Consider the following 20,403-nt stretch of genomic DNA (forward strand, 5'->3'; position numbering starts at 1 on the left):
GCCGCTCGTCTGATCGAAGCGAGTAAACAGAGAAAAACCCTTAAACTCGGGTCGATTCAGTAAAAACGGGCCGTTCTTAAGGTGCGAGAACGGCCCCTTTTCCTGATTATGCAGGCAGATTCATGATTATTTCACAACATCGACGTATTTCAGTTCCCATTCGGTTCCGAATGCCGGGAAGTACAGACCTTGTACAGCGGTGTTCAACGCGTATACTTTCGTACGGAAGTACAGCGGAATGACACCCATGTCGTCCATCAGGACTTTTTCGGCATCTACGAGGATCTGAGCGCGCTTAGCCGCGTCGGTTTCGTTGCCAGCGTCAGCGATCAGCTTGTCGTAGTTCGGGTTGCTGTAGTCCATCGTGTTGAAGCTGCTGGTCGTCGTCCACAGATCCATGAACGTCATCGGGTCGTTGTAGTCAGCGCCCCACAGAGCGATGATTACGTCGAAGTCCTTGTTGTCTTGACGTTCTACACGAAGTTCGTGAGGAACCGGGTCAGCGGTAGCCGAGGTGATGCCCAGGTTTTGCTTCCATTGAGCCAGGATGAACTCAAGGGTCTTCTTAGCGCCTTCGGTGTCGTCAGCCGTTACTTTAAAGGCCGGCAGTTCTTTCAGGCCAAGCTCTTGCAGACCTTTTGCAAACAGTTCTTTTGCTTTTGCTGCATCAAATGCCGGTTGAGTGTCGCCAGCGGTTTTACGGAATTCGTTGTTGTTGCCGTCAGAGGTACCAACCGGAACAAGACCAGTGGAAGGTACAGAACCGTTCTTCAGAACGATGTCAACATGAGCTTGACGGTCAATAGCCAAGGACAGTGCTTGACGAATGTTCTTGTTAGCAAGGAACGGAGCTTTCTTCTGTTCAAGCATCAGGTAAGCATTGGTCAGTTCGCGCTTGATTTGTTCTTCCGGTTTGCCTTTGTACTTCTGAACGAAGTCGCCGCCAAGGTCCGTCAGATCGGCTTGCTTCGTTTCGAACAGGTTAACAGCCGTTGCGCGGTCTTTAACAACCGTTACGGTGAATTTATCGAGCTTCACGTTAGCAGCGTCCCAGTAATTCGGGTTCTTGACAAACGTGAGGGATTGTTCATGCTTCCATTCCTTCAGGACGAAAGGACCAGCGCCGATAACTTTGTCTGGGTCTTTGCCATATTCGTCGCCAGCGGATTCAACCAGCTTTTGATCTTGCGGGAAGAACAGCGGGAAGGTAAGCTGAGCCGTGAAGAAGGCAATCGGTTTTTCCAAGGTGATTTCAAGGGTCTTCTCATCGATTGCTTTTACGCCCATCGCGTCCTTGGCAGCCTTGATTTCGTCATCCGTCTTCGCATTGTGAACGGCAGCGCCGCCCTTGATCCATTCTACCATGAAGGAATACAGAGCCTTCGTGTTCGGATCAACCGTACGTTTGTAAGCATCAACAAAGTTTTGAGCGGTCAGAGGAGAACCGTCAGAGAACTTCAGACCGTCGCGCAGCTTGATCGTGTAGGTCAAGCCATCAGCGGAAATCGCCGGCAGTTCAGCCGCGAGAGCCGGTTGCGCTACGCCGTCTTTGTCCAGACGGTACAAGCCTTCGTTCAAAGCGTTGATCATGGTGAAAGCGGCGTTGGTCGTCGCTTTCGAGCTGTCCAGATCGGGCGGCTCAGCGGAGAAGAGGATGTTGATTGCCTTCTCACCTGCTGCAGGAGCGGTGCTGGCTTTGTCCGTCGCTGCGGCGGAAGCGCTAGGGCTTTCCGAAGGAGAAGCTCCTTCTTCTTTCTTGCTGCTGCAACCTGCGAATGCGCCACCGATCAAAGTGACGGCAACAGCGGTTGTCAGAACCTTGTTGATCTTCATTAAATTGCCTCCCCATTCAACAATATGGTTTCTCTGTACAAAATGACTCCCAGGCGAACTCTCCCTCGACCTAAGGGCTTACCCTTTACCCGAGTCTATGAAACAAACTCGCCTGTTTTCATCTGCAACTTGTTACCCATTATACAACCAGTGGTTAATAAAATCTACAGGTTGTTTCGATGGATATTTCTTTTACCCCCTTAAAAAAACATTTATGATAACTCCGCGTGTCAGCTTTACACTAGTGATGCATCACCGTGCTCATCCGATTTCTTCCAGGGATCAATTGCCTGCATTATCCGGACTATGGACTCGGTTACAGGGAGTTTTAAGGATTTTTCTCTAGCTTTCTCCAGAATGGCCCCGTTTATCCAAGCAATCTCCGTTTCTCTTCCCATCTCCACATCCTGGAGCATGGAAGAACGGTTAGCAGAGGTCGCTTGGCACACCTTCACGATTCGTTCCCAGAAGTTGTCGGGCAGACGATAGCCGTATGCTTCTGCCACCAGAGCACTCTCCTGATACAACTCCTTCATTAGCCCCAGCCGCATTGGATGCTCAAGCAGCATTCCGTTCGGTACACGAAGAACGGCGGTCAACGGATTAATGACGGCATTGATAATCAGCTTTTCCCATACCGAGGTAAAAATATTCGGTCTTACTTCATTAGATAAGCCTGCCGCATCCAATAACGCCGACAGTTCCTCTATTGCTGAGGTATCACCAGCAAACGTCGTATCCGGAAACGCCTTGCCTAGGATAGTATAACCTACGCCCGTATGCCGGACGACCGCCTGTGATTCTCTTCGAGCTGCTTCCGTCGTAACGGCGAGCCAGATTCTCTCCTTAGGAACCGATTGCGAGAGCCGTTCCGCGTGGCCAAGCCCGTTTTGAAAGCAGAGTAACCGGGTACTCCTCCCCATACGGACCGCGAGCTTCTTGCATAACTCCGGTGTAATGTCCTTTTGCTTCACGGTGAGCAAAATCCAATCCGCTGCGAAGCCTTCGCGATCGGTAAGCCCCACTTGCTGTCCAAAAACAGAGTCATCGACCCGAACCGTTTGCGGATTCCGTTCCATTGGGAGATACCCAATGCCTTCATCACGGATGCGGCGAGATTGCTCTTCTGTTCTCACCGATATTTTCAGCCTGCTTAGAGGACCCAGCTTCGCTGCCAGAAGTAAGCCGATTGAGCCTCCGCCGATCACTTCGATCTTCACCTGAATCATCCTTTCGTTTCTTCTATTATATAGAAGGAACGAAATAAAAAAAGATGCCTGCCGGCAGCAATCTGCCAGTAAGCATCCACTATGCGTTCTTCTATTCTATGCGTTCCAGGTTGCCGTTGGCATCCATCTTAAAGCGCGCTTTCGATTCCTCGTCTTCCTCCGTCAAGAAGGCCAGCTTTCGAGCGCGGTCCATAATCTGGAGGAGGGCTTTGTAATCGTCGTTGACTACGCGATAATCTGTCTCAACATGGTTCACCTGCTTGCCGAGGCGAGCATTTTCTTCTCGGAGCCTAAGCAATTCTTCCCGATTGTCGAGCACTTCCCGCTCCATCAGTTTGGTCTGCCGGGTCAGCTCTTGAAAAGCGCCTTTCAGATGGCGCAAGAAGCGGATGACCGAATCGATGGTGATTCCTTCCTCTCCGTAGCTCTCGCTTTTCGGAAGCAGATTTTCCACCGGTTCCATGACAGCGACTGAGCTTAACGCCGGAACGGATACGACTCCTTTTTTTAAGTGATTTCTCTTCTGCCGCTGAGCTTTCGCAATTTGAATGGCAGCTTCATATTTTTTGCGCACATAGCTGTTCCAGCGGAATCCGCAGGCAGCCGCCGTTCGTCCGATTTTTTCACCGACCTCTTCGAAAGCCATGAGCTGGGTGCTGCCTTCCCGAATATGACGAAGGGTAACCTCCGCGAGGATCAGGTCATCTTCTTCTGTCCATGCATCCTGTCTGATTGCTGACATGCTAACTCCTCCTACATGTTTATAATAGCCTTCCGCAACCGATGGACGGGTCATGGAACAAAGGAATTGGTACCCTTTCGCATGGCCGGATGAGGCGCAACTCTGCCGTTTGTTTATCTTTATGCCCATGGTAGAGTTCATAGAATCTATTTGTTACTATTCGGTATTCCCAAGTTAGGCTTCTCTCATACCTCCCCCTCGCACAAAGAGCAAGTCTCGGAAAGAAATGCGAACTTTCCAATAAAAAGAAACGACCCGCTCTCCGCGTCATGCGGATGGAACGGAATCGTTTCAAGAATTTTGCCTTATCGGCTACTCCTATCGGCTCGTTTTGCTCTGGTACAGCACTTTGAACACGATGCTCATCCGGTCGGCCAGCAGCAACTGGCGAACCGCTCGATTTTGCTTCGCGGCAGGATGGAACGGATCCGGATCGGAGATGTCCGAGAGCAAGTCGAGAGCTCCATTCTCCAATAAGAAATCTCGCTGGTTCCACAGCTTCGCTTCCCTCGCCCCGCTAGTGACGCCTGCTTGGAGCAAAGCCGTGAAATTCACATGCGCCGTAAGATCCTGGCTCCCGGGGAATCGATAGGGATCCTCTATCGCCCGATGCTGCCGGTATCCCATCAAGGTGCCGAGGTGACGTTCCTCCGCATACAAAAACCGACTTTCATCCCCATAATCCACCGTCAGAATTCGTCCATCAACAAGTGGACGGAGTCGCTGCATCAGCCACTGTTCGGCTTCGAGATTGACTTCAACCTGCTGCCCCTCCGCTAGACGGATTCCATGCCGCCGAAGATAATCATGAATCAGGGAATTCGTGCAAGGCTGATACACTTCTCGGAAGCCGCTTCGGGTATCATCCCACTCAACGAACAGCTCCTTCAGCTCTTTGTTCTCCCAAACCAATCGATGGATTGGAAAAGCGTCGAGCAGCTCTTGCGAGAAATGAAAGATGCCGCTATGTCTTCCCCACTCTTCCCATTCCTGCTCCGACATTACGGCAATCCTATCCGCATGGGCCGCTAGCCGTTCGATCTGCTCGGTGCGATGATAAGGGCTTTTCTCGATGAGGATATAGCTCAATTGCGGGTACAGCTCCGGCCATTCTCTCCTCCATGTGTCGAGTATCGCTCCCGCAGTTCGCCCCGTGCCTCCGCCCCACTCCACGAAGGTGCGCAGATGGGGGGCTGTCACCGCTTCCTTGGCAAAAAAAAGCGCAACGATCTTCGCCATGATTCCGCCGACATCCGCTGCCGTATAGAAATCGCCTTCTCGTCCGATCTTTACCCGATCAGACATGTAATACCCCAAATGCGGATGATACAAGCAGATTTCCATGTAATCTCGGAAGGATATACGGCCGTTGCCGTGCTCCTCCATGCGGCTCCGAATGACCCGTACGATCTCGTCATGATCTTCCATTCGGGATTTCTCCTCTCTCGGATGGAACTATGTTATAATGAAATTCGTCTGTTTAGTGGGGCTACATCTGTGTAAGTACGGAAGAAGCCCTAAAAAAAGCTTACCACCAAACCAACCAGAAGGGGAATCCTTTCGATATGAAAAGAACGACTCGTACCCAAGCCTTGGCTCTAGCTGTCCTCGCCCTCTCGATTGCCGCAGTCGGCTGCACGAAGCCGCCGAAATGGAAGGATGATGTGGCAAATGCTTTGACCAAGCAAGCAGAAATCACCCAATATGCTTTCGCTGGCGAAGCCGATCTGAATGTGGGGCTGCCTGCCCCGGCAGCAGATGCCAATGCCGCGACCTCTACCCTGATCTCGCTCTTCAGCACGAGCAAAATCAGCTGGAACGGGTTGACCTCCGCCAATCCGCTTCGACTGGAGGCTGATTACAAGCTGACGCCGGGAGGTTCCTCCGCCTCGTTCACCCTGCCTGTCCTCTTCAAAGACAATTTGATCTATATGAGCGTCCCGCTGTTAAACAAATCAGGTGAATATTTTTCCTTCGATCCGGCCAAGCTGGCGGGAGTTAATCAAGAGGCACAGACGGTCGACGGACTCAAAAACGTCAACAAGGCTATGTCCGAGTCTGTGAAACAGCTGATGGAAGATTTTGATGCTACCTGGTTTAAGAAGGACAAGGAGACCGTTGCTTTGAAGGAAGGCGGCGAGGGAACGGTCATCCGCATGGCGGTTACTGAGAAGAATCGCGATGCCGTGACGGAGAAGCTGAAAGCCAAGCTGCCGGCGGTCATCGACGGTTGGAAGACGAACGGAATCTTGTCAAGCGCTCAATCCGAAAAGCTGAAGACCGGAGCAAGCGGAACCTGGTCGGTCACAGGCGGCGAATTATCGTTTACTCTGGACGAACAGGGCTACATTCGCAAGGAGACGGTGAATATCGATTACAGCGCAGGCTCGAATGCGGAGCGTCATATCCACTATACGCAATCGTTCGATGGACTCAATCAGGCTCCCGCCTTCCAAAAAGAAACACCAAAAACCGTTCGTCCCTTCGAGGACGTTCTGAAGCTGCTGCAAGCGCAAAACAAATCGAACAGCACCAAATAATCGGCGCATGCCGATTACACGGGCTTCCCGCCACAATGGCGGGGAGCTTTTTTTGTAGAGCTTCCCGTTACGATGGCGAGGAGCTCTTTTATGTGGACAGCGCCTCACCGCATGAGCCGATTGGACGAGGAAAGGTCTGTTCTCTTTGGCAGGTTCGTATTATAGTGAGAGAAGATGGATCTGTTTCCAGGGGGGACGAGAATGAAGCGACTGGCCCGGCTGCTCTTCGCGGCTTATCTGACCGCTTTCCTGACCATAAGCGGAATGTCGGCCGCCCATGCCGAGCTGCAAATCGATGAAATGCGGGAGCTGCTGCAAAAGAGCCTGACGATCACTCAGATCGACGCAGAGATCACCCGGATCGGCGAAGAAGAAACAAAGGTTTCCGCATCCCTTCGAAAAGCCGAAGCCGACATGAAAGAACAGCAAGCCCATGTGGACCGGACTAGGGAGCGACTCGGCCAAGTGCTGCGCGCCTATTATAAAGGAGATCGGGAGTCGCTGTGGCTCCTGGTGTTTCGGGCCAAATCCTTCTCGCAAATGCTCACCTTCTATGATTACCTGACCTATCTGTACCGGAGCGACCGAACCGCGCTAGTCGGCTACCGGGAGGAATACGCCAAGCTTCTGGAATCGCATCGCCAGCTGGAGCTCGTTCAAATGGAGCTGGCTTCTCTGAAAGCCGAGTTCATCCGCCAGCGTGAGAGAATGATCGCCATTCAGGAGGAGATTGACCGAAAGCTGGAGGAGCATCCCGATGCGGCAGCCGTACTCGCCCAGCAGATGGCCGCCGTTCAGGCGAGCTGGAAGGAAAAAGGGCTTCCTCTCTTCCAGCAATACTTCAGCGCCATGTCGGAGGCCATGCAAAAGCTGCCGGAGAAAATCATCAGCGACAAAGAGAAGCACTATATCAAAGGCACATCGCTGGATATCAGCGATGCCGATTTGACTCGTATGCTGCATGAGGAGAAGGCAGAGCTGGGGAATCTCGTCCTGACCTTTGCGGACGGACAGTTCCAGGCGGAGAGCCAGGAGGGCGAGCTTAAAGCAATCATCACCGGGCATTATACGGTTGAAGAGGATCCCAACCGCCTCCAGTTCCATGTCGATAAACTTGAATACAACGGCTTTCTGCTCGATGAAACAACGAACCGTTCCCTGGAGAAAACCTATGACCTCAGCTTCTCCCCCGGTCTGGTACTCCCTATGCTCTATGCCAAGGAAGTAAAAACGGACAATGGTCTGCTGTCCATCCGCTTTCAAATTAAATTTTGATACAAGCATTCATCTGAAATCGAGTAGGAGGCTACCCATTAGTTGAGCAGCCGACCTCTCACACCACCGTACGTACCGTTCGGTATACGGCGGTTCAACCGCTTGAGTGCAATAGACGTAGACGCTCGTACTGGGCAGGGAAGTCATAATACCCTGCCTGTGCGAGCTTTTCATTTGTTACAGAGCGATTCAACACCGCGCTTCCGGCTATTCGCCAGTAGCCCAGTCGGCTGTTTCCCCATTGGTACGCTTGCCACCCCGGTATCCCTAGCTTTCGCAGGTTCTGTACCTTCGTTCTCGGCTTCTTCCACTGCTTCCAGATGTACATGCGCATTCGTCTTCGCAGCCATTCATTCCAGCTTTGCAGGATTCGTTTCATGTCGGCTACGTAGAAATAGCCGATCCAGCCGCGAATGTAGACTTTTACGTTCTCCATGACCTGTCGTGCCTTTCTGCCTTGGCTTCGACTCGTTAGCTCTTTCAGCTTCTTCTTTGCCTTGGCGAGGGACTGACGGTGCACGCGTATGTATACACCACTCCCGTTCTTTCCCAACGCAAATCCGAGGAATTTGAAGTGTTTCTGCGCCACAACGCTGACGACCCTGCTCTTCTGCGTGTTCATTTGGAGCTTTAACTTCTGCTCCAAGTACGCCCGGCTGGTTTCCAGCAGCCGTATGGCTGCTCGCTTGCTCTTCGCAAGCACCACGATATCATCCGCATAACGGATGACCGTTACGCCTCGGCTTTCCATCTCCTGATCGTATTCGTTCAGGTAGATGTTTGCCAAAAGCGGCGACAGCGGCCCTCCTTGAGGAGAACCTTCCTCCGTTGCGCGGCGTATCCCGTTTTCCATGACTCCGCTTTTCAAGTACTTTTTGATCAGCTCGATGACGCGGTTATCCTGGATTTGTTCGCGCAAGAGGTTCAGTAAGAGCTCATGGTTCAACGTGTCAAAGTATTTCGAAAGGTCGATTTCGACCGCGTAGCCGTATCCCTGCTCCGCATAGGCTTTTACTTTTCGAATCGCCTGTTGCGCGCTTCGTCCCGGACGATAGCCGTAGCTTCCATCTGAGAAGAGCGGTTCGAACATCGGTTGCAACTGCTGGGCGATCGCTTGCTGGATCACTCGGTCCACGACGGTCGGGATGCCCAGCTTGCGCACGCCGCTTCCATCTGGTTTAGGGATTTCCTTACGCCGCACCGGGCTTGGCTTGTAGCTTCCTTCCCGGATTCTCTGCAAAAGTCCGTCTCTGTTTTCCTGCAGCCACGGTAGTGCCCCTTCGACGGTCATTCCGTCTATTCCCGGCGCCCCGTGGTTGCTTCTGACCTGCTTGTACGCTCTGTTCAGGTTATGCCTGTCCAGTATCCGCTCCAGCAGGTCGTTTGCACCGTCTCTTTCTCTGCTTTCCCGAGTTTCGATACTCCGCGCTCCTGCATACCCTTCGCGTTCCACGCTATCTCTCTGCAGGCAGCCCTTTCGGTATTCTGCTTTCATCGCATCGATTCTCCTTTCAGACTGTACTCGAGACTTACGATTGTTCAGCCCTTCCCGAAAAAAAAAAAACTTCCCGGTACTATGGCTTCTGCTGACTTCTCACAGCAAGCTTTACTCCGTCTTTCGGATTTTTTTTTTTTTCCTACTCCACGTCTGTGAGACCTCCCCGGGTAAGAGCGATAACTTTCCCCTCATCTATCTGCCACATTTACATGATGAGATTCGGGCAGTATTGGACTTTGCTTTGGCTAGCAAGCTCGTCCGTCTCACCATGCCTTGTATGTGATTTCTGTTCGTCAGACCGAGGGTTTGCCTCCGGCTTCCTTCAGATTCGGCCTCGCGGCCGATACCCTTGCCTTTAGCTAACAGTTCCTACTGCCAAGCCTGTAGTGGACTTGCACCACCTAGTTATCGCCCATGCCGGGCGCACTAGACAGAAGAAGCCCGGCCGCATAGCCGGGCTTCTTGCTTATTCGTATACAGTGACCAGATTCTTCGTGACCTGGTCGAGAGTCAGCTTGCCCTCCGCGAGATTGCGGAGCATCGAGACAACGGCCTCCGAGCGGGATGCCGAGTCGATCGAGAACGGCAGCGCCCTTCCTTCCTGAACGAGCCAGGAGTAGGACTTGAATTTCTCCTCCGCCAGTAGCGGTACGGTGGTATAGCTGCTTAGCAGCACCGGAAGCATGCCTGTGTCGGTCCATTCGCGAGTTTCCGCCTCGGAGCCGGTAACGGCCTTCACCCACTCCATGGCTGCTGCCGAATTCACTGTATGCGAGGATAGGCAATAGCTCCGTCCTTTGAGCCAGGATCCGGTCCGGGACTTTCCCCCGCCCGGCATCGGTAGACTGGATAATTCGACTCCATAGCTGGAATGCCGTCTGTATTCCGACACTGTGGTCACCATTGCGGCCAGCTTGCCTTCCGCAAGCATTGCCCACGGGTCCCATTTATCGGATTTCAACGGAAAATTTCGAGTGAATAGTGCAGCGTCCCATTCCTCTTTTTGCGGGACAAGGAAATCCTGCAACGCCTCGCGGGCATTCGGTTCATCCGCCAACGCCAGCGGGTTTGAATCTTCTGGAAGAGTCTCCACAAAAGAAGTGAACACGGATAAGAGAGACATGTAATCCCTCGGATCAAAGTAGATTCCGTATGTACCCTTGTCGGGATTCATCAGCTTCCGGTTCCATTCGATCATCTCCGCTCCCGTCGTCGGAGCCTTCTTCCACCCATTCTCCTCCACGGTGCTGCGGTTCCATACCAGAATATAGGGATCGATATCCTTGGGAACTCCCCACAGGTACCCGTTCCATTTCACTTGGTCCAAGGCTGCCGGCAAGTATTGGGATTGCTTGTCTGTCGTATAAAATTCACTGACCGGATACAAAAATCCAAGTGCGGCAAATTCCTGCACCCAGCCGTTATCCAGCAGCATGAGATCAGGGCCTGTACCGAATTGGCCGGCTTTTTTCCAAGTCGTGTATCGTTCGGCGGCAGGCACATTCTCCAACTGAACCGTGATGCCGTTATGGGTTCGCATAAACTCATCGGTGAGCGCTTGCAAGCTTTCCCATTCTTCCGCACCAAGGGATACGGAAACTCGCAGCTCCGTTGCCGCATCGCCGGGTTCCCGGACTCCTTGGGGAGCCAAGCCTTCTTCCTCCGCTCCGGCAAGCTTAACTGGCCGTTTCTCTTTCGTTCCGGAAAATTGACCAACCAACAGGACTGATAATCCGAGAATCATAATAAGAACAAATAAGCCTTTGCGTTTATTCAAACGAAAGCTCTCCTTTGCAGCTTACGATTCCGCCCTTTTTTCGCTTGTCTCTTTTTACTGTCTGTTTCTCTTCATCATAGCAGAAAAAGCGGCGGAATGGGTAAGAAGAAACCATGACGGTTTACTAGAGCGTAACGCGACCCCTAATGCCGAAAGCCCTTGCTGCAAATCGCGCGCAGCAAGGGCAATATGGGTAGGGAATGCTTCCCTCAAACCCGCCAGTTACAACAGATCGGCGGCCAACTGCGCGAGGCTGGAGCGTTCTCCTTTTTCCAGGGTGATGTGGCCGCTTATCGCTTGATCCTTGAAGCGCTCCACGACATGCGTAAGTCCGTTGCTGCTCGCATCCAGATACGGATGATCGATCTGAGCGGGATCGCCGAGCAGGACAATCTTACTGCCTTCTCCGACACGGGAAACAATCGTCTTGACCTCATGGCGGGACAAGTTCTGAGCTTCGTCGATGATGATGAACTGGCCGGGAATCGATCGGCCGCGGATATACGTGAGGGCTTCTACCTGAATGCTCCCCATTCCGGCCAAAATCTTGTCGATGTCCCCCGCCTTCTTCGTATCGAAGAGATATTCCAGATTGTCATAGATCGGCTGCATCCAAGGGCGAAGCTTCTCATCCTTTTCTCCGGGAAGATAACCGATATCCTTGCCCATCGGAACGACGGGACGCGCGATCAGCAGCTTCTTGTATTTGTGCTCGTCTTCCGTTTTGAGCAGACCGGCTGCCAGAGTCAGCAGCGTTTTGCCGGTTCCCGCCTTGCCAGTCAAGGTGACGAGCGGGATATCGTCATTCAGCAGAAGCTCCAGCGCCATCCGCTGCTGGGCGTTGCGAGCGCCGATCCCCCATACGGAATCGTTGCTCAGGTAGAGCGGCTCTAGCTTCTTGCCGTCACGGTCGACCTTTAGCAAAGCCGACTTGGTCGTTCCAAGCTCATCTCGCAGAATGACGAATTCATTCGGATTCAAGGGAGTTCGCAAATTTAAGGAAGAGACCGACAGCTTCCGAAACGAATAGAATTCATCGATGACGGAGGGATGAACCTGCAGCGTCACGCAGCCGCTGTAGAATTCCGAGTCGGAGGGTACCAGATGATCGGACAAGTAATCCTCAGAGCGGATTCCAAGCACATCCGCTTTCACCCGAACCAATGTATCTTTGCTGACAAGTACGACGGGCCTCGGGTCCGCTTTATCTTTTTCCTCCAAATGATAATTGAGGGCAACCGCGAGGATCAGATTGTCATTGTTTAGCTCCCCGAAGGTATCCTGCAGCTTCTGAAAGCTCTTGTGATTTAATTCGACCTTCAGCATGCCGCCGCTCTCCAGCGTCACTCCATCATGAAGCTTTCCGTCGGAGCGGAGTCCATCCAGGAACCGGGACACCCGGCGGGCGTTGCGGCCAATCTCATCCGCTAGCCTTTTCTTGGAATCGATCTCCTGAAGCACGGCGGCCGGTATAATCACCTCATTGTCATCAAAAGCAAACAGCGCATTCGGATCGTGCAGAAGAACGTTGGTATCCAGTATGAAGATTTTTTTCACCCGTGACCACTCCCGTCTCGTGTCGCTGTATGGAAAACGGACTCTAATGCTGACCTCCGGTACATAGGATGGTTCCTCTGCGGCCAGACTAAAGACAAACCAACCCATACCGAAGGGAAGATCATGATGAGAGCAAAGCGCGCGAACCTCATTCTCCTGCTGGCTCTAGTCCTCGTAGCTGCTACCGCCTGCACCTCACAGGGGAAGCAGCAAGGCATGCAGGTGAAGAATCAAGTGAAGCAAGCCGGAGAACGTACCGGACGAGCCGTGGAATATGCCCTTCCGGATACCGCTAACAACCATCCCTTGTATAGCGCAAAAGCGACTCACCTCGCCGACTTGGCCAAAAGCGTACCGAGCGTCAATAACGCGTACTGCCTGTCGCTAGGCAATTTGGCTATCGTAGGGATCGACGTTCCGGCGAATCTCGAACGCTCCCGGATCGACACGATCAAATATACCGTGGCCGAAACGTTAAAAAAGGACCCCGAAGGAGCGAATGCGCTGGTCACTGCGGATCTCGACCTCGCCCAAAGCATCCGAGATATCAGCGTCAAGGTTCAGAACGGCCATCCGGTCGCCGCTTTCGCGGACGAGCTTGGTGACATTCTCGGCCGGCTGATTCCTCAGCTTCCCCAGGATACGCATTCCCAGGATCAAGCGGGAAGCGAGCTGCCCAACCCTTCCGGTGAAGCTCAGGGGAAGGGAGCCGTCGAGCTGAAGGGAACCTCCAAAGGTCCCGGAAGCCGCTAATTCGCCGAACGAGCTCCCCCGTTTATCCGCAGCAGCCCAGCTTGTGCACAAAAAAGCCCAGCTCGACAGAGCTAGGCTTTTTTTAATGCGGCAAATACCTGGTCGTCCAGCTTGCTTGCCGCGCGTTCATCGTACGTCTTCTCGTATTCAGGCTCAGCGGTAATTCGGGAACCATGGAACAGGCCGTCCCGGACGCTCTCGATCTCCACCTCGATACAAGCCAGCTTCAAGGGAAGATCGCTCAGCGGTTCGTGGACAACCCGGGCGGTGCCGTAAATCACATTTACTTTCCCAGCGCCGAAGAAGGTCGCCGTCACCTGCGGTTCGGCTTTCACATTCGCAAGGATGCTCGATTTCAGATCAACGGCCAAACGCAGACGTCCAGGCTCGGGAGCGAATATCCAGGAGATGGCGCTGGTGTGCGGACCTCCGCCTTCTGCATCAACCGTTGACAGCAAGACTAGCTTCTCTCGCTGCAGGAGCGGGAACAAGTGCTCCGAAAGTACGGTCGGCATTTCCGCCATAGGCATGAATTCCTCCTCGTCATAACGAAGTGATCTACACCATCAGTATAGCACATGAGATGGTGGACGAACCAATGGACGAAAGCGTGTTTGACAACACGCCCTATGCTCCATACCGGGTATCCGCTTCAAGGGCGCTCAACAGCTGACCGGCAGCTTCACGGTGATAAAGCTGGCGCTTGGCATGCCCATTCTGCTGATAGCGGACATGCACCATGGTGGCGTCCGTCTCCACTATGGAAATCTCCTCGACCTGATGATCGGCTGCGAGCAATTCTTCAAAAAAAGCGACCGTCCTCGCTGCCGCGATATCCTCCGGGCGGGAATCCGCCACAAGCCGGATCTGCAGCCAATGGAATAGAGTATCCGTAAGCTTCATTCCTTCCATCTCCCAGATGACCGATCATCCGATCGACCAAGAATGGTTGGTTATACATATGCCGACAGCAAGCGGCTCATGTTAAAAGGAGCGGCGCCTCCTGTGCGCCGCTCCTTGCTGTTCATCTGGACAACCGAATGTCTTACGCCTCTGCTGCCTTGCGTTGTTTTTCGGAGCGCGCTCGTTCGTTCTTGTCGAGAACCTTCTTGCGCATGCGGATCGATTTCGGAGTGATCTCGCAATACTCGTCATCATTCAAGTATTCCAGCGCCTGCTCCAGGGAATAAATGCGCGGAACCTTCATGGTGACGGTGCCCTCCTTGGTCGCCGAACGGACGTTGGTCAGCTGCTTTTCCTTGCAGATGTTGACGATGATATCGTTGTCGCGGGTATGCTCCCCGACGATCATGCCTTCATATACTTCCGTTCCCGGCTGAACGAACAGGATGCCGCGATCTTCCACCGACAGCATACCATACATCGTCGAAACGCCGGATTCGCTCGCTACGAGCACGCCTTGATGACGTCCGCCGACGTTCCCTCCGAGGAAGGGACCGTAGCTGTCGAACGCATGGTTCATGATGCCGTAGCCGCGGGTCAAGGTCAGGAAATGTGTCCGGTATCCGATCAGGCCGCGAGCCGGAATCAAGAATTCCAGGCGGACCTGCCCGTTGCCGTTGTTGACCATGTTGATCATTTCCGCCTTGCGAGTTCCGAGGCTCTCCATGACGTTGCCCATGCTCTCTTCCGGAACGTCGATGATCAGACGTTCGATCGGCTCCATCTTCTGTCCGTCGATCAACTTGACGATGACCTCCGGTTTGGAAACTTGCATCTCATAGCCTTCACGCCGCATATTCTCGATGAGAATGCCGAGGTGAAGTTCGCCGCGACCGGATACCGTAAAGACGTCCGGGCTGTCGGTTTCTTCAACGCGCAGGCTGACGTCTGTCTCCAGCTCGCTCATGAGACGTTCGCGAATCTTCCGCGAGGTGACCCACTTGCCTTCGCGGCCGGCGAACGGACTGTTGTTGACGAGGAACGTCATCTGCATCGTCGGTTCGTCGATCTTGAGAACCGGAAGTGCCTCTGGATTCGCTGGATCGGCGATGGTTTCCCCGATGTTGATGTCCTTGATCCCCGAGATAGCGACGATATCACCGGCAACGGCAGCGTCGATTTCGACCCGCTTCAGCCCTTGGAAGCCGAGCAGCTTGTCAATCCGCGCTTGCTTGATTCCGCCATCGCGGGTCATGACGGCCACCGTCTGGCCTTGCTTCACGGTTCCTCGGTTAATGCGGCCGATGGCGATCCGACCTTGGTATTCGTTGTAATCCATCAGGGTAACGAGGAATTGCAACGGCTCATCCGGATTTTCGGTCGGATGGGGAATGTGGTCGAGAATCGTTTCATACAGGGCTTCCATGTTGGCTCCCTGCTCCTCGGCATTCAGGCTGGAGGTGCCTTGCAGCGCCGATGCATAAACAACCGGGAATTCCAACTGCTCGTCATCGGCCTCCAATTCGATGAAGAGATCGAGCACCTCGTCAACAACTTCCGCCGGACGGGCGTTCGGACGGTCGATCTTGTTGACGACAACGATCGGTTTCAGCTTTTGCTCAAGCGCTTTGCGCAGAACGAACTTCGTCTGCGGCATGCAGCCCTCGAAGGCGTCGACCACGAGAAGAACGCCGTCGACCATCTTCATGATGCGTTCCACTTCTCCGCCAAAGTCGGCGTGTCCCGGAGTGTCGACGATGTTGATCAGATTGTTTTTATAGTGAATGGCGGTGTTTTTCGCGAGAATCGTGATGCCTCTCTCCCGTTCCAGATCGTTCGAGTCGAGAGCCCTCTCCTGCACATGCTCGTTTTCGCGAAACGTGCCCGATTGCTGCAGCAACTTGTCGACGAGAGTCGTCTTTCCGTGGTCAACGTGTGCGATGATTGCGATATTGCGGATGGTGTCCCTTGCTTGCATAAATGATTGATCCTTTCTGGGTTGAGGATAGCCACAAAAGAAGCGCCGGTATCATCCGACGCTGAACATTACAGTATATTTTACAACAGGATTTTTGAAAATGCAATGAAAAGAAAAAGGAATCATCGAAACCGATAACGAAAGGCGATATAAGCCACCGCAGCAGCCAAAAGGATGAAGCAGAACAACACCAGGTTCGTGCTCAGGATCGCCAGAATCAGGCAAACTCCCGAGAAAGCCGCAAGCAAGAGCGCAACTGGCTGCGCCTTCTCCCATCCGAGCCCGCGTCCCCAAGAGGCCCACTCATACAAGCCGACGGCGACGCCGAGAATAAAGATCGGCCACATCACGTGAAGGATTCCCCATCCGAAGATCGTGCACAGAATGAACAGGACCGCATAGACGACGATCATCCCTGCAGGCAGCAGAACCGCCGCAATCCACTTGCCGCGATAATACCCGTAATGCAGCAAAATCCCAAGACCTAGGAGAAGAATAGGCCACAAGATGCGAAAAAGAAAACCGATAACCCCGAGTTTCCCCAGCACGAGCACCAGGATGACAGCCAGGATGGTGACGATGGCAGGCAGTTTGGCGTTTCTCATGAATGATCCTCCAATGAAAATTCCCTCAGGAGTCGCTGGAGCAACTCCTCCTTCTTGTTCCCAGTTTATACGAAAACCAGCCGAATAGCCAGTACGCTTTCAACTCTAAACCCTGGTCCCCGCACCCTGGCCCCATACCCATTGACGCCGTTTCATATCCACTGGATCAAGGTTGAAAGCGTACCAGTACGCTTTCAACTCTAAACCCTGGTCCCCGCACCCTGGCCCCATACCCATTGACGCCGTTTCATATCCACTGGATCAAGGTTGAAAGCGTACCAGTACGCTTTCAACTCTAAACCCTGGTCCCCGCACCCTATTCCCATACCGACATGACAAGAAGACCCCGTCCACCTTGCCGGCTTGGGGGTCTTTTGAACACAAGGCGTACATTACGCCGCTTTTTCCCGATGTGCTTGCTTCATGACCCATCCCACCGCAACCACGAATAGAGCGAGGAAGTATGGGATGATAGGGGACCAGCTGCCAAGTGGAAGCAGCCGAACCATGGCCTTGTCCGACAGAAACATATCGCCAGCGGTGTAGCCCAGTATGCCCGCGCCGATATAGACGAGAATCGGGAACTGATGCAGCAGCTTCATCACAAGGGAGCTCCCCCAGACAATGAGCGGAATGCTGATCCCGATCCCGAAGATGATGACCTTGAAGTTTCCGTCGGCAGCTGCGGCAACCGCCAACACATTGTCCAAGCTCATCACAAAGTCGGCAGCGATGATCGTAACAATTGCTTTTCCAAGGGTACCTGCTTCCTTCACCTGCTCATGCTTTCCTTCGTCCGCCAACAGCTTGACTGCGATCGCGATGAGCAAGACCGCACCAGCCGTTTTGATGAGGGGAAACTGCAGGATCGTTACGGCGATGGCCGTCAGAATGAGCCTCAGCCCAACTGCGCCCACTGCGCCCCACCAGACTGCGCGCCGCTGCTGATGCGTCGGAAGATTCCGGCTCGCCATGGCGATCACGATCGCATTGTCTCCGCTCAGCACGATGTTGATCAGCAGGATCTGAAAAAATAGCACGATCCATTCGCCAAACATCCGCCCACCTCCTGGGTTCCCTTTCTCTTCTGCGGGTAATGATTAGGGTAGATCATTTCGATCGAAGAGAGGTGTGCCCCGATGACTGCACTTTCAGAGGAACAGATTGTCCGGCTTTCAACCGATTCCGCCGGAGGGGTTACCGGCAAGGACTTCCTCCTGGCCGAACAGATCAAGAAGCTGATGTAAGTTCGGCGGGCAGGACGACTCCCTTCTTCCTCTTTTGTTTTATTCGGTTTGTCCTAAAAATATTCATCGAACTTGTCTTCATCGTGCTCCCGAATGAACAGCTTCTCGGTCCGCTCCACGGCTTCCCGCTCCAGCTCCGGCAGGAAGTCGAGCGACTTCTCCATGCGTTCCACCACATTCAGATTCGGGCTGGTGGCCGGGGATTTGGGCACGAACAAGGTGCAGCAGTCCTCGTAAGGCAGGATGGACAGGTTAAACGTATCGATCGCTTCGGCCTGCTTGATGATCTCGGTTTTGTCCGACATGATGAGAGGCCGCAGAATCGGCAAACGGATGCCGTCTCCGATGACCTGCATGCTCGGAAGCGTCTGACTGGCCACTTGACCAAGGCTCTCTCCGGTCACGATCGCACCGGCTCGCCGTTCGGCTGCCAGCTGCTCGGTAATGCGAAACATCGATCTTCTCATCAGCGTGATCAGCAGCGAGTCGGTCCGGCTCTGATTGAGCCTCGTCTGAATCTCCGTGAACGGCACCATATGGAGCACGATCCGATCCGAGGTGTATCGGGCGAGCTTCCGGGTCAGATCGATGACCTTCTGTTGCGCCCTTTCGCTCGTATACGGATAGCTATGAAAGTGCACACCTTCAATCTCCAGCCCGCGGCGCATGGACTGCCAACCGGCAACCGGGCTGTCGATGCCGCCCGACAGCATCAGCATGGCTCTGCCGTTCGATCCGACCGGATAACCACCCGTTCCGGGTATGCTGTCAGAGAAGACAAACGCCTCATTTTGACGGATGTCAATCTTCACCTCCATATCCGGCTTGTGCACATCCACCGCAAGCTTCCCATCCTCCTGCCTCAAAATATAGCCTCCGACCAGATGGCCGATCTCCTGGGAGGTATGTGGGAACGCCTTATTCGCACGCTTGGCCGAAACCTTGAAGGTTTTTGGAGCAGGCGTTTTTCCTCTCATCCATTCCAATGCTCGTCGGCGGATGTCCTCAAGGTCGAGGCCGGCTGTCAAAGCCGGACTGTAAGAGGTCAGGCCGAAGACGCGATTCAGACCGGCAGCAATCTCGTCATACGGCTCACCATTCAATACCACATAAACCCGGGCGTATTCCTCGTGAGTCGTCGCCTTGGGATAGGCTTTCATCAAATTTGCGATCTGCTCCATCATTTTCTTCTCAAACCGGCGGCGATTCTTCCCCTTAAGCGTTAATTCCCCCAGCCTGATGATGATGGCTTCCGGCTCTTGCATGCGGTCATCTTCCTCTCATTCCAGTTCCTTCGTTGATGCTACCTTCAGCGACCGTTCCCGATTCGGTCCAATACTCGCTCCAATTCGTCGGCAAACCGTTCCATATCGGCCTCCGTATGAGCAGCCGAATAGCTGATCCTGAGCCCGGAAACCGCCCGCTCACGGGGCATGCCCATTGCCAGAAGCACCCGGCTTGGCTCCTCCTGACCCGACGAGCAGGCGGAGCGGGTGGATATGAAGATATCCCTTTCCTCCAAAGCATGGACGACAACCTCTGGTCGTATCCCTGGTACGGTGATATGAACCAATTGAGGCGCATAACCGTCCAGCTCCTGCAACGGAGTCGTCGGCGAAACTCTCGGTATGGCCGCTAGCCGTTCCAGCAGCAGCCGCTGAATCGTTCGAAGCTGCCTTACCGTGGCTTCTCGCTCCTCCGCGGCAAGTCGACAAGCTTTCGCCATGCCAACGAGAAGAGGGACGTTCTCCGTACCGGAGCGAAGGCCGTTTTCCTGGCCTCCTCCCGCGATGAGCGGAGCCAGCTCCACTCCTTCTCGCCGGTACAAGACGCCCGTTCCCTTGGGTCCGCCGAACTTGTGAGCAGACAAGCTGAGCAGATCGACATGCAGATGTCCGACCGTGCAATCCAGCTTGCCGAACGCCTGAATGGCGTCGACATGAAACAAGGTTCGAGGCCGCTCCTTAAGCAGCCTGCCAATCTCCGCAATGGGCTGAATCCGGCCCATTTCATTGTTGACATACATCAGGCTGACCAGAATCGTATCCTCACGGAGCGCCGCTTTCACATCCTCCGGCCGCACTTGTCCGGTCTCATCGACCGGCAAATAGGTCACCTGAAAGCCCATCCGTTCCAATTGACGATAGGATTCATACACCGAAGCATGCTCGATGAGACTCGTGATCACATGCTTGCCCCGGCCCTGATAAGCAAGAGCGGCTCCCTTGATGGCGAGATTGTTGCTTTCCGAGCCGCTGCCCGTAAAGATCACTTCCTGCGGTTTGCAGGATAAGGTTCCCGCTACGACACGCCGGGCTTTCGCAACGAGCTGCTCCGCCTCCAAGCCGAGCCGGTGCAATGAAGATGGATTGCCGAAATGGTTCGCCATCACCTCTGAAATCGTTCGGATGACTTCCGGACGAGTCGGAGTCGTGGCGCAATAATCCAAATAAAGCATATCGTATC

18 protein-coding genes are annotated in these 20,403 nt (G+C 53.7%); 4 read left to right on the forward strand and 14 right to left on the reverse strand.

Translation table 11 applies throughout. The features are described 5' to 3' along the window. Positions 1-126 precede the first annotated feature (126 nt). From BN2684_RS09030 to BN2684_RS09045, 4 genes are all read right to left on the reverse strand, one after another. Positions 127-1,833 carry a peptide ABC transporter substrate-binding protein gene (locus BN2684_RS09030; protein WP_058301848.1) on the reverse strand — a complete coding sequence of 569 codons (1,707 nt, stop codon included), beginning with the start codon at positions 1,831-1,833 and terminating at the stop codon, positions 127-129. Between the two features lie 236 nt (positions 1,834-2,069). Next, entirely contained in the window at positions 2,070-3,062 is a 993-nt protein-coding gene (locus BN2684_RS09035; protein WP_058301849.1) for a ketopantoate reductase family protein, read from the reverse strand. A gap of 91 nt (positions 3,063-3,153) precedes the next feature. Beyond that, positions 3,154-3,804, reverse strand: a complete 651-nt coding sequence (locus BN2684_RS09040; RefSeq protein ID WP_058301850.1) for an RsfA family transcriptional regulator — start codon at positions 3,802-3,804, stop codon at positions 3,154-3,156. Between the two features lie 318 nt (positions 3,805-4,122). Further along, entirely contained in the window at positions 4,123-5,232 is a 1,110-nt protein-coding gene (locus BN2684_RS09045; protein ID WP_058301851.1) for a class I SAM-dependent methyltransferase, read from the reverse strand. A 137-nt stretch (positions 5,233-5,369) separates the two neighbouring features. Here BN2684_RS09045 and BN2684_RS09050 point away from each other — a divergent pair, with 137 nt between their 5' ends. Both BN2684_RS09050 and BN2684_RS09055 read left to right on the forward strand, forming a co-directional pair. After that, positions 5,370-6,344 (forward strand): hypothetical protein, encoded by a 975-nt coding sequence (locus tag BN2684_RS09050; protein WP_058301852.1) that lies wholly within the window; start codon positions 5,370-5,372, stop codon positions 6,342-6,344. 201 nt (positions 6,345-6,545) lie between these two features. Continuing rightward, entirely contained in the window at positions 6,546-7,619 is a 1,074-nt protein-coding gene (locus BN2684_RS09055) for a hypothetical protein (protein ID WP_058301853.1), read from the forward strand. A 94-nt stretch (positions 7,620-7,713) separates the two neighbouring features. On the opposite strand, the gene ltrA is transcribed toward BN2684_RS09055, so the two are convergent. The 3 genes from ltrA to BN2684_RS09070 all read right to left on the reverse strand — a co-directional run bounded on the left by ltrA (position 7,714) and on the right by BN2684_RS09070 (position 12,451). Next, the gene (gene ltrA, locus BN2684_RS09060) at positions 7,714-9,114 is read right to left on the reverse strand and encodes a group II intron reverse transcriptase/maturase (protein ID WP_058301854.1); all 1,401 of its coding nucleotides are present in this window, start codon (positions 9,112-9,114) and stop codon (positions 7,714-7,716) included. 469 nt (positions 9,115-9,583) lie between these two features. After that, entirely contained in the window at positions 9,584-10,894 is a 1,311-nt protein-coding gene (locus BN2684_RS09065) for a sugar ABC transporter substrate-binding protein (protein WP_058301855.1), read from the reverse strand. Between the two features lie 222 nt (positions 10,895-11,116). Beyond that, positions 11,117-12,451, reverse strand: a complete 1,335-nt coding sequence (locus tag BN2684_RS09070; protein ID WP_058301856.1) for a PhoH family protein — start codon at positions 12,449-12,451, stop codon at positions 11,117-11,119. 123 nt (positions 12,452-12,574) lie between these two features. On the opposite strand from BN2684_RS09070, the gene BN2684_RS09075 reads away from it, so the two are divergent. Next, positions 12,575-13,204: a YhcN/YlaJ family sporulation lipoprotein gene (locus BN2684_RS09075; RefSeq protein WP_058301857.1), complete on the forward strand. Its 630-nt coding sequence runs from the start codon at positions 12,575-12,577 to the stop codon at positions 13,202-13,204. Between the two features lie 71 nt (positions 13,205-13,275). On the opposite strand, the gene BN2684_RS09080 is transcribed toward BN2684_RS09075, so the two are convergent. The 5 genes from BN2684_RS09080 to BN2684_RS09100 form a co-directional block, all read right to left on the reverse strand. Then, the gene (locus BN2684_RS09080; RefSeq protein ID WP_316245510.1) at positions 13,276-13,734 is read right to left on the reverse strand and encodes a pyridoxamine 5'-phosphate oxidase family protein; all 459 of its coding nucleotides are present in this window, start codon (positions 13,732-13,734) and stop codon (positions 13,276-13,278) included. Positions 13,735-13,831: 97 nt separating this feature from the next. Continuing rightward, positions 13,832-14,107: a hypothetical protein gene (locus BN2684_RS09085; protein ID WP_058301859.1), complete on the reverse strand. Its 276-nt coding sequence runs from the start codon at positions 14,105-14,107 to the stop codon at positions 13,832-13,834. Between the two features lie 142 nt (positions 14,108-14,249). Further along, the gene (typA, locus tag BN2684_RS09090) at positions 14,250-16,085 is read right to left on the reverse strand and encodes a translational GTPase TypA (protein ID WP_058301860.1); all 1,836 of its coding nucleotides are present in this window, start codon (positions 16,083-16,085) and stop codon (positions 14,250-14,252) included. A 122-nt stretch (positions 16,086-16,207) separates the two neighbouring features. After that, positions 16,208-16,690, reverse strand: coding sequence for a hypothetical protein (locus tag BN2684_RS09095; RefSeq protein ID WP_058301861.1), 483 nt, complete (start codon positions 16,688-16,690; stop codon positions 16,208-16,210). Positions 16,691-17,082: 392 nt separating this feature from the next. Then, positions 17,083-17,748 carry a TerC family protein gene (locus tag BN2684_RS09100; RefSeq protein WP_058301862.1) on the reverse strand — a complete coding sequence of 222 codons (666 nt, stop codon included), beginning with the start codon at positions 17,746-17,748 and terminating at the stop codon, positions 17,083-17,085. Positions 17,749-17,829: 81 nt separating this feature from the next. On the opposite strand from BN2684_RS09100, the gene BN2684_RS24245 reads away from it, so the two are divergent. Beyond that, positions 17,830-17,937, forward strand: coding sequence for a 4a-hydroxytetrahydrobiopterin dehydratase family protein (locus BN2684_RS24245; RefSeq protein WP_108722180.1), 108 nt, complete (start codon positions 17,830-17,832; stop codon positions 17,935-17,937). 53 nt (positions 17,938-17,990) lie between these two features. Here the strand turns inward: BN2684_RS24245 and thiI are convergent, their stop codons facing one another. Together thiI and BN2684_RS09110 are read right to left on the reverse strand one after the other, a co-directional pair. Then, positions 17,991-19,202: a tRNA uracil 4-sulfurtransferase ThiI gene (thiI, locus tag BN2684_RS09105; RefSeq protein WP_058301863.1), complete on the reverse strand. Its 1,212-nt coding sequence runs from the start codon at positions 19,200-19,202 to the stop codon at positions 17,991-17,993. Between the two features lie 44 nt (positions 19,203-19,246). Then, positions 19,247-20,395: a cysteine desulfurase family protein gene (locus tag BN2684_RS09110; protein ID WP_058302518.1), complete on the reverse strand. Its 1,149-nt coding sequence runs from the start codon at positions 20,393-20,395 to the stop codon at positions 19,247-19,249. Positions 20,396-20,403: the final 8 nt, after the last annotated feature.

Origin of the sequence: Gorillibacterium timonense (assembly GCF_001457415.1) — a bacterium.
GTDB classification, from domain to species: Bacteria; Bacillota; Bacilli; order Paenibacillales; family NBRC-103111; genus Gorillibacterium; species Gorillibacterium timonense.